The sequence below is a fragment of the Cognatilysobacter bugurensis genome (genome assembly GCF_014652095.1).
GTDB classification, from domain to species: domain Bacteria; phylum Pseudomonadota; class Gammaproteobacteria; order Xanthomonadales; family Xanthomonadaceae; genus Cognatilysobacter; species Cognatilysobacter bugurensis.
Map to the genome: position 1 here is coordinate 1 of NZ_BMYD01000011.1, position 3462 is coordinate 3462.

The window sequence follows — 3462 nt, forward strand, 5'->3', positions numbered from 1 at the left end:
CCTTAGCTGTGGGTCTGGGTTGTTTCCCTTTTCACGACGGACGTTAGCACCCGCCGTGTGTCTCCCGTACAGTCCGTCTCGGTATTCGGAGTTTGCCATGGTTTGGTAAGTCGCAATGACCCCCTAGCCATAACAGTGCTCTACCCCCGAGAGGATACATACGAGGCGCTACCTAAATAGCTTTCGAGGAGAACCAGCTATCTCCGGGTTCGATTAGCTTTTCACTCCTAATCACACCTCATCCCCTACCTTTGCAACGGGAGTGGGTTCGGGCCTCCAGTCGGTGTTACCCGACCTTCACCCTGGGCATGACTAGATCACCCGGTTTCGGGTCTACTGCCCGCGACTATGCGCCCTTATCAGACTCGGTTTCCCTTCGCCTCCCCTATACGGTTAAGCTCGCCACGAACAGTAAGTCGCTGACCCATTATACAAAAGGTACGCAGTCACTCCTTGCGGAGCTCCTACTGCTTGTACGCACACGGTTTCAGGGTCTATTTCACTCCCTTCACCAGGGTTCTTTTCGCCTTTCCCTCACGGTACTGGTTCACTATCGGTCGGTCAGGAGTATTTAGCCTTGGAGGATGGTCCCCCCATGTTCAGACAGGGTTTCTCGTGCCCCGCCTTACTCGATTTCATTGAAAGAGTTCTTTCGCATACCGGGCTGTCACCGTCTATGGCCGAGCTTTCCAACTCGTTTTGCTAAAACTCAATCAACTTAAGGGCTGGTCCCCGTTCGCTCGTCACTACTTAGGGAATCTCGGTTGATTTCTTTTCCTCCGGGTACTTAGATATTTCAGTTCTCCGGGTTCGCTTCGAGCAGCTATGTATTCACTGCACGATACCTCTTACGAGGTGGGTTTCCCCATTCGGACATCACGGGATCAAAGCTTATTGCCAGCTCCCCCGTGCTTTTCGCAGGCTGTCACGTCCTTCATCGCCTCTGACCGCCAAGGCATCCACCGTGTGCGCTTATTCGCTTGACCATATAACCCCAAGTCGCCTCAGGGCTATTGTCGACGCGAACAGTCAACAACAACTTCAAATTTAGGGGATCAAGTCCCCCGCCTTAGCCTCTACGACACGTCTGGACATTCGTCTCAAAACGCTCGCTACATCCCAATTTTCAAGGAACACGAAGCAGGCCACAGTGCCTGTCCGCTACCAATCTTTATGTGTGCGCAGTTCAGAGTTACCTGGAAACGTGGTGGGTCTGGGAGGACTCGAACCACCGGCCTCACCCTTATCAGGGGTGCGCTCTAACCACCTGAGCTACAGACCCGAAGTCTCTTGCCTCAGATGGTGGAGCTTGTCGGGATCGAACCGACGACCCCCTGCTTGCAAAGCAGGTGCTCTCCCAGCTGAGCTAAAGCCCCAACGGTTTTTACCTAAAACCAGGGACGCTCCCCTTGGTGATCTCTCACCGGGAACTCTGAATGCAGGTCACTTGTGCGGACGTCCGGCGCATCTAGGCGCCTAGTCTCTAAAGGAGGTGATCCAGCCGCACCTTCCGATACGGCTACCTTGTTACGACTTCACCCCAGTCATCGGCCACACCGTGGCAAGCGCCCTCCCGAAGGTTAAGCTACCTGCTTCTGGTGCAACAAACTCCCATGGTGTGACGGGCGGTGTGTACAAGGCCCGGGAACGTATTCACCGCAGCAATGCTGATCTGCGATTACTAGCGATTCCGACTTCATGGAGTCGAGTTGCAGACTCCAATCCGGACTGAGATGGGGTTTCTGGGATTGGCTCACCGTCGCCGGTTTGCAGCCCTCTGTCCCCACCATTGTAGTACGTGTGTAGCCCTGGCCGTAAGGGCCATGATGACTTGACGTCATCCCCACCTTCCTCCGGTTTGTCACCGGCGGTCTCCTTAGAGTTCCCACCATTACGTGCTGGCAACTAAGGACAAGGGTTGCGCTCGTTGCGGGACTTAACCCAACATCTCACGACACGAGCTGACGACAGCCATGCAGCACCTGTGTTCCGGTTCCCGAAGGCACCCCTCGATCTCTCAAGGGTTCCGGACATGTCAAGGCCAGGTAAGGTTCTTCGCGTTGCATCGAATTAAACCACATACTCCACCGCTTGTGCGGGCCCCCGTCAATTCCTTTGAGTTTCAGTCTTGCGACCGTACTTCCCAGGCGGCGAACTTAACGCGTTAGCTTCGATACTGAGAGCCTAATTGCTCCCAACATCCAGTTCGCATCGTTTAGGGCGTGGACTACCAGGGTATCTAATCCTGTTTGCTCCCCACGCTTTCGTGCCTCAGTGTCAGTGCTGGTCCAGGTAGCCGCCTTCGCCACGGATGTTCCTCCCGATATCTACGCATTTCACTGCTACACCGGGAATTCCGCTACCCTCTACCGCACTCTAGTAAGCCAGTATCCAATGCAGTTCCCAGGTTGAGCCCAGGGCTTTCACATCAGACTTAACAAACCACCTACGCACGCTTTACGCCCAGTAATTCCGAGTAACGCTTGCACCCTTCGTATTACCGCGGCTGCTGGCACGAAGTTAGCCGGTGCTTATTCTTCCGGTACCGTCATCCCCGCCGGTTATTAGCCGACAGGATTTCTTTCCGGACAAAAGTGCTTTACAACCCGAAGGCCTTCTTCACACACGCGGCATGGCTGGATCAGGCTTGCGCCCATTGTCCAATATTCCCCACTGCTGCCTCCCGTAGGAGTCTGGACCGTGTCTCAGTTCCAGTGTGGCTGATCATCCTCTCAGACCAGCTACGGATCGTCGCCTTGGTGGGCCTTTACCCCGCCAACTAGCTAATCCGACGTCGGCTCATCTTTCTGCGTGAGGCCTTGCGGTCCCCCACTTTCACCCGTAGGTCGTATGCGGTATTAGCGTAAGTTTCCCTACGTTATCCCCCACAAAAAGGCAGATTCCGACGCTATCCTCACCCGTCCGCCGCTCGCCGGCATCCCGAAGGACCCGCTGCCGCTCGACTTGCATGTGTTAGGCCTGCCGCCAGCGTTCACTCTGAGCCAGGATCAAACTCTTCACTTAAAATTACAGACGGTCCGAAGACCATCAATACTTCGAGTGCAGAGCCCGTTCAAGGCACCAAATTACTCGCTTGCATTTCTGCATTTGAATCTTTGTTGCTTTGTACGAAGCATCTGCTATATGGACACCGTCCACACGCCAGACGCCCGCACAAGTCACCTGCGCACACTGTCAAAGATCGATCGGGATCGGCCTCAGCGCCTCACCCTTCTAACCCGTTGAACCCTTCGTTCGAAGCGTCCAACCGAGCCGCATATCTTACAGCAACTTTCGTTGCCGTCAACACCCGGTGAAGATCTTTTTCTTCACCGCCTCGCTGCGTTTCGACCCGTAGGCTTTCTCGTCAGCGAGCCGCACATTATGCGGATGTTGCAGCCGCCTTGCAAGCCCCTCCGTTAACCACCCGGTGAACCTGCCTCAACTGCGCCCCCCCTTACC

The 3462-nt window shown here is 55.1% G+C and carries 2 tRNA genes and 2 rRNA genes; all 4 read right to left on the reverse strand.

Annotated elements, in window-relative coordinates:
- A 23S ribosomal RNA gene (locus tag IE075_RS15455) occupies positions 1-986 on the reverse strand; the annotation flags it as partial.
- Between the two features lie 219 nt (positions 987-1205).
- Positions 1206-1282: transfer RNA gene (locus IE075_RS15460), tRNA-Ile, on the reverse strand.
- Positions 1283-1300: 18 nt separating this feature from the next.
- Positions 1301-1376: transfer RNA gene (locus IE075_RS15465), tRNA-Ala, on the reverse strand.
- 109 nt (positions 1377-1485) lie between these two features.
- Positions 1486-3024, reverse strand: a 16S ribosomal RNA gene (locus tag IE075_RS15470).
- Positions 3025-3462 lie beyond the last annotated feature (438 nt).